The sequence below is a fragment of the Bradyrhizobium sp. P2_E8 genome (assembly GCF_056403875.1).
Genome location: NZ_JBFUES010000433.1, coordinates 1 through 6,043 on the forward strand (window position 1 = coordinate 1; position 6,043 = coordinate 6,043).

Below are 6,043 nucleotides of genomic sequence, written 5' to 3' on the forward strand. Positions count from 1 at the left end.
TCGAGGTCCGTCGTGGGGAATGGGAGGTTCGCGACGTCCAGAACGTCGCCGACGTCCTGGTCGACCCCGAAGGCTCGCTCGATAAGCGGAACCATTGGGAGAAGACCAGTCATTCGCTCCTGGTCGGCGCCATCCTTCACGTCCTTTATGCCGAGGCGGACAAGACCTTGGCCGGCGTGGCCGCCTTTCTGTCCGACCCGAAGCGGCCGATCGAAGCGACGCTGAAGGCGATGATGACCAGCGCGCATCTTGGCGAGCAGGGTGCTCATCCCGTGGTCGCCTCGACCGCCCGCGAACTCCTTAACAAATCGGAGAATGAACGCTCTGGCGTGCTGTCCACCGCGATGTCGTTCCTCGGGCTTTACCGCGATCCCGTCGTGGCCCGGGTGACCTGCCGGTGCGACTGGCGGATTGCCGATCTGATCGCAGATAGCCGCCCCACCACGCTGTACCTGGTGGTGCCGCCGTCGGATATTTCGAGGACCAAGCCGCTGATCCGCCTGGTGCTGAACCAGATTGGTCGTCGCCTGACGGAGGATCTGCACGCCCGCGACCGCCGGCATCGCGTCTTGATGATGCTCGATGAGTTCCCGGCACTTGGGCGGCTTGATTTCTTCGAGTCCGCGCTCGCCTTCATGGCGGGGTACGGCATCAAGAGTTTCTTGATCGCGCAATCACTCAATCAGATCGAGAAGGCCTACGGGCCAAACAACGCCATCCTCGATAACTGCCACGTCCGAGTCAGCTTTGCGACCAATGACGAGCGCACCGCGAAGCGGGTGTCCGATGCGCTCGGTACGGCGACCGAGATGAGGGCCATGAAGAACTATGCCGGTCACAGATTGAATCCCTGGCTGGGGCACCTGATGGTCTCCCGTCAGGAGACTGCAAGGCCGCTCTTGACCCCCGGCGAGGTCATGCAGCTTCCGCCCTTGGACGAGATCGTCATGGTGGCGGGCACGCCGCCGATCCGGGCGAAGAAGGTCCGCTACTACGAGGATCGACGGTTCATCGAGCGGGTTCTGCCGCCGCCCGATCCTGCGGCCGCGGGTCGGTCATCGCAAACGGACGGATGGTCAGCGCTCGGATCGCCAAAGCGGACGGGGAAGCCAACTGACAAAGCCGCGGAGGCCGAGGAAGACACGGCGAACAGTGGCCTTCGTCGCGAGCCCGAACTCCCCGATCACGTCGCGATCGCCAAGGAGACGACCGAGCCAACGCCGGCAGAAGAGTTTGCTGTCGTGCTTGACGACGATGAGGACGCTGTCCGCCAATCTCGACTTATGCGTCAGCAGATGCGCGGTGTCGCCCGTCAGATCGTCTTGGACCCGAACGATGGTATGGACCTGTGAGGCAATAATGCGCGACCGGATGAACGTGTATTTCCCGCCAGAGCTTCTGAGACGGATCTCGGAGCTCGCCGATCGCAAGAAGCTCTCTCGGTCTGCGATCGTGGAAGCTGCTGTTATTTCATTTTTATCGCCGGACGGAGAGGACAGGCGGGAAGCCGCATTTGCCCGTCGCCTTGACCGGTTATCGCGTCAGATGCAGCGGCTTGAGCGTGACGTCGGTCTGACGGCCGAGACCCTGGCCCTGTTCATCCGCTTCTGGCTGACGATCACGCCACCCTTGCCCAATGAAGCCCAGGCTGCGGCACAACTGAAGGGCCGGGAGCGTTTCGAGGGATTTGTCGAGGCGCTCGGACGCCGGCTGCAGAAGGGGCAGAGCTTTCTGCGCGAAATTCCAGAGGATATCGTTCGTCAGGAGACGGACAGCCAGACCTGATTGAGCCGCGCAGCTCAGGGATTTTGCCGATCTTTCTTTTTCCGCGCCAGCCTACGATGGCACCAATTTAGCCAACCCGACAAGAAGCTGGACGCGCTATCGGCTCGCATGCGCTGAGGAGCAAAAAGGGCCAGCATGCAAAATTCGGAGGCATGGCGTCTCATCGCGCGCGTTTTTCTCCCATTTGCTGCTGGATACTATCTTTCGTATCTCTTCCGAACGATCAACGCTCTGATCTCCAGTCATCTCGTCGCGGATATCGGGCTCAGCACTGCCGATCTCGGGCTCCTCACGTCCGTCTACTTCCTGGTGTTCGCGGCGGCCCAGATCCCGATTGGAATTTTGCTGGATCGCTTTGGCCCTCGCCGGGTTCAGAGCTGCCTGCTTTCGGTCGCCGCCGCAGGCACCTGCCTCTTCGCAATGTCCACGGGGTTGCCATCGCTCTTGATTGCGCGAGCAATGATCGGCCTTGGGGTGGCCGCGGCATTGACGGCCGGATTGAAGTCCATCGTTCTCTGGTTTCCGAAGGAACGAGTGGCCTTGCTGAACGGCTACATGATCATGCTGGGCTCGCTCGGAGCGGTGACCGCAACAACCCCTGCCGAACACCTGCTCGGCTGGATCAGCTGGCGACAGATCTTTGAAATCCTGGCGGCGGCAACCGCCGCCACAGCCGTGCTCATCTACTTCGTGGTTCCTGAACGAGCCATCATCCCGCCGGCAGGATCAATGCCTGGCGGACTGAGTTCCGTCTTTCGCGATCGGCGGTTCTGGCGAATTGCCCCCTTGTCAGCCACTTGCGTGGGATCGGCCTGGTCTCTGCAGGGATTGTGGGCGGCACCGTGGCTAACCGACGTCGAGGGATTTGATCGAACGAGACTTGTCGGACAGCTATTCACAATGTCGGTCGTCCTTTGCGGCGGTGCCTGGATATTCGGCACATTGGTCCATTGCATCAGGCGAAGAGGGGGTGGAGTAGAGATTATCGTGGCCGTGATCGCTGGGCTGTTCATCGCGGCCGAGCTATCCTTGATCCTTCGCTTGCCTGTGCCGTCAATGTTACCCTGGTCGATGGTCGCAATCGTTGGAACGGCGACTGTGGTCAGCTTCGCGGTGATTGCTGATTACTTTCCGCCAGAACTCACCGGTCGTGCCAACGGTGCCCTGAACGTTCTGCATTTCGGTTGGGCATTCCTGGCTCAATACGGGACCGGCTTCATCTTGCAGCAATGGCCGCTCGTGGATGGCCACAGGACCATCCTGGCCTATCAGGTCGCATTCGCTGTCAATGTCGCGATGCAGATCACCGCCTTCGTCTGGTTCGCGCTACCATGGCTTGGATCCTTCGGGCGGCGGATGCGTTCAATTCCGCTCTTCCTGCCTGCTCGCGTTTCCGAAGAAGTCGAAACGTTCATTTTGTACGAACAATTGCTCGTCGTCATGCCGACGGATGCCGATGCGGAGTGGTGAACCACGTCGGCAGCATGCTTGCCGACGAATACCATCAAGTTCAGAAGCGCTCCGGTTGCTTCGCTCGCGTGCGAAGTATGAGTTCTTGGTCTTTCTTTTTCTACGCCAACCTACGCTTACCGTAAGCGCTTGTTGCGCCAAATCCATTGGTGCTTTCTCTAATCAACCCATCTGAGGACGCTCTCCAGACGTTCTCATTCGGTGGGGGCGGCAGTGGCAATCCATTCCATTCAATCGGAAGCTAATTCGCGCGGCGCGCGAATGCTGCGGAGCGCACTTGGCGCGGCGATCGCCGGCTACCTGGAAGACGACGCTATCGTCGAGGTTATGCTCAATCCCGATGGGCGGCTTTGGATTGACCGACTGTCGAGTGGCTTGGTTGACACCGGCGAAACCTTGTCTGCAGCGGACGGCGAGCGCATCGTTCGTCTGGTGGCGCATCATGTAGGCGCGGAGGTGCACGCCAGTTCACCACGCGTCTCGGCCGAACTTCCCGGGACCGGCGAGCGCTTCGAGGGCCTTTTGCCTCCGGTCGTTGCTGGCCCTGCTTTCGCCATCCGCAAACCCGCGGTCGCCGTCTTCACGCTCGGCGATTACGTTGCCGCCGGGACCATGACCTCCGGGCAAGCCGACGCCCTGAGGAGTGCGGTCGCCACTCGCAAGAATATCCTGGTGGCCGGTGGCACATCGACCGGCAAGACCACCTTGACCAACGCGCTTCTGGCCGAGGTAGCGAAGACCGCTGACCGCGTCGTCCTGATCGAAGATACGCGCGAACTTCAATGCAAGGCGCCCAATCTCGTAGCGCTACGGACCAAGGACGGCGTAGCCACTTTATCCGACCTTGTCCGCTCCTCGCTTCGACTGCGTCCTGACCGCATCCCGATCGGCGAGGTCCGCGGCGCCGAAGCCCTCGACCTCCTCAAGGCGTGGGGCACCGGTCACCCCGGCGGCATTGGTACCATTCATTCGGGCAGTGCGCTCGGTGCGCTACGGCGGCTAGAGCAGCTCATCCAGGAAGCCGTCATCACGGTTCCGCGCGCCCTGATCGCCGAGACCATCAACCTCGTCGCCGTGCTTGCGGGGCGCGGTACTGACCGTCGCCTCGCCGAGCTCGCCCTCGTCACGGGGCTTGGGGCCACCGGCGACTACAGCCTTTCACCAGCAGGAGACTGACATGCGTCAACGATTCCACATTCTCCAAGAAGCCGCTTTGCTGGCGATTGCCGGCCCAGTTGTGCTGACGGCAGCGCCCGCATGGGCGGCCGGCTCGAACATGCCATGGGAGCAGCCGCTCAACCAGATCCTGCAGTCGGTGGAAGGGCCGGTCGCCAAGATCATCGCAGTCATCATCATCGTTGTAACCGGGCTCACGCTCGCGTTCGGTGATTCATCCGGTGGTTTCCGCAGGCTGATCCAGATCGTGTTCGGTCTGTCGATCGCATTTGCCGCCTCGAGCTTCTTCCTGTCGTTCTTCTCGTTCGGCGGCGGCGTGGTGATCTGATGGACGAGGCGGTCGCAGACCGATCAGGCTGCCATCGCGCAGCTCCTCGCCGAACATGGGCCTGACCGCTTCGTGCCGGCGTGGCTTCAGCACCGCGGCGTCGCCTGGGCCACGGACCTGATTCCCAGTCTCGTCAATCTGGAGAAGTCGCAATGAGGCGCCATGGTCTATCTCTCGCCGCTGGTACGATCGCGCTGACGCTTTGCGTCACGGCGCCCGCACGAGCACAGTGGATCGTCTTTGATCCCAATAACTACGTCCAGAACGTGCTGACAGCCGCGCGCGAGCTGCAGCAGATCAGCAATCAGATCACTTCGTTGCAGAACGAAGCGCAGATGCTGATCAATCAGGCCAGAAATCTGGCAAGTCTGCCGTATTCATCGTTGCAGCAACTGCAATCCTCGATCCAGCGAACCCAGCAGTTGCTGGCTCAGGCGCAGCGGATTGCCTACGACGTCCAGCAGATCGATCGCGCGTTTTCGACCAGCTATGCGCCGGCCAGCGGCAGCCAGTCCAATCAGCTGCTGATCACGAATGCTCAATCGCGATGGCAGAATTCTGTCGCGGCGCTGCAGGACTCGCTCCGCGTTCAGGCCGGTGTCGTCGGCAATCTCGATACCAACCGCATCCAGACGTCGGCGCTGGTGACGTCGAGCCAGGGTGCCAGCGGCGCCCTACAGGCGACCCAGGCCGGCAATCAAATCCTCGCACTTCAGGCCCAGCAGCTTGCCGATCTCACCGCCACTGTCGCGGCGCAGGGCAGGGCACAAAGCCTTGAAGCTGCGCAACGCGCCGCAGCCCAAGACCAGGGGCGAGAACAGCTCCGGCGGTTTCTGACGCCGGGGCAGGGCTATCGATCCCAGGACGCGCGGATGTTCCACTGATGACCGATACAGGCCCATTCAAGGCGTTGTCGCTACTCATTTCTGTCGGGGTGCTGGTGGTCGCAGGCTGTGCGATTCACCTCCGTGGCGGGGAAGAAACCTCTGCGTCGCCAAAGGCAGAGCAGACCAAAGACATCGATCGTTCCGAGCTTGCGCGCTGCCGCACCGTTTCTTCGGAAGATGCAGCGGACTATCAGCATTGTCAGAAGGTCTGGGCCGAAAATCGCCGTCGCTTCTTTGTCAGGCGGGACGGTGCTGCCGCTGCAGAGACCGGCGTGACAGTCGCTCCAAAAGATCAGAGCCGGATGCCGCAAGGATATCCGTCCGCCGGGGTGCCCGAGGAAGCTAAGCCATGACCGGCACCGGCATCATCGACCAGTTCCTTGAGACATTCACCCGC

General features: G+C 61.4%; 7 protein-coding genes. All 7 read left to right on the forward strand.

Translation table 11 applies throughout. The features are described from left to right. Positions 1-1,352, forward strand: a 1,352-nt coding sequence (gene traG / locus AC1D00_RS22765; RefSeq protein WP_477012194.1) for an IncP-type conjugal transfer protein TraG, incomplete at its 5' end; no start/stop codon positions are given. Between the two features lie 7 nt (positions 1,353-1,359). Further along, positions 1,360-1,785 carry a ribbon-helix-helix domain-containing protein gene (locus AC1D00_RS22770; protein WP_477012195.1) on the forward strand — a complete coding sequence of 142 codons (426 nt, stop codon included), beginning with the start codon at positions 1,360-1,362 and terminating at the stop codon, positions 1,783-1,785. A gap of 135 nt (positions 1,786-1,920) precedes the next feature. Then, entirely contained in the window at positions 1,921-3,255 is a 1,335-nt protein-coding gene (locus AC1D00_RS22775) for an MFS transporter (protein ID WP_477012196.1), read from the forward strand. A gap of 261 nt (positions 3,256-3,516) precedes the next feature. Beyond that, positions 3,517-4,431: a P-type conjugative transfer ATPase TrbB gene (gene trbB, locus AC1D00_RS22780; RefSeq protein ID WP_477012200.1), complete on the forward strand. Its 915-nt coding sequence runs from the start codon at positions 3,517-3,519 to the stop codon at positions 4,429-4,431. A 1-nt stretch (position 4,432) separates the two neighbouring features. After that, on the forward strand, positions 4,433-4,759 hold the full coding sequence (locus AC1D00_RS22785) for a TrbC/VirB2 family type IV secretion system protein (RefSeq protein ID WP_477012197.1): 327 nt from the start codon (positions 4,433-4,435) through the stop codon (positions 4,757-4,759). Positions 4,760-4,911: 152 nt separating this feature from the next. After that, entirely contained in the window at positions 4,912-5,643 is a 732-nt protein-coding gene (trbJ, locus tag AC1D00_RS22790) for a P-type conjugative transfer protein TrbJ (RefSeq protein WP_477012198.1), read from the forward strand. Beyond that, a complete protein-coding gene (gene trbK-alt / locus AC1D00_RS22795) occupies positions 5,643-5,999 on the forward strand; it encodes a putative entry exclusion protein TrbK-alt (protein WP_477012199.1) in 357 nt (118 codons plus the stop codon). The genes trbJ and trbK-alt overlap by 1 nt, the downstream gene beginning before the upstream one ends. Positions 6,000-6,043 lie beyond the last annotated feature (44 nt).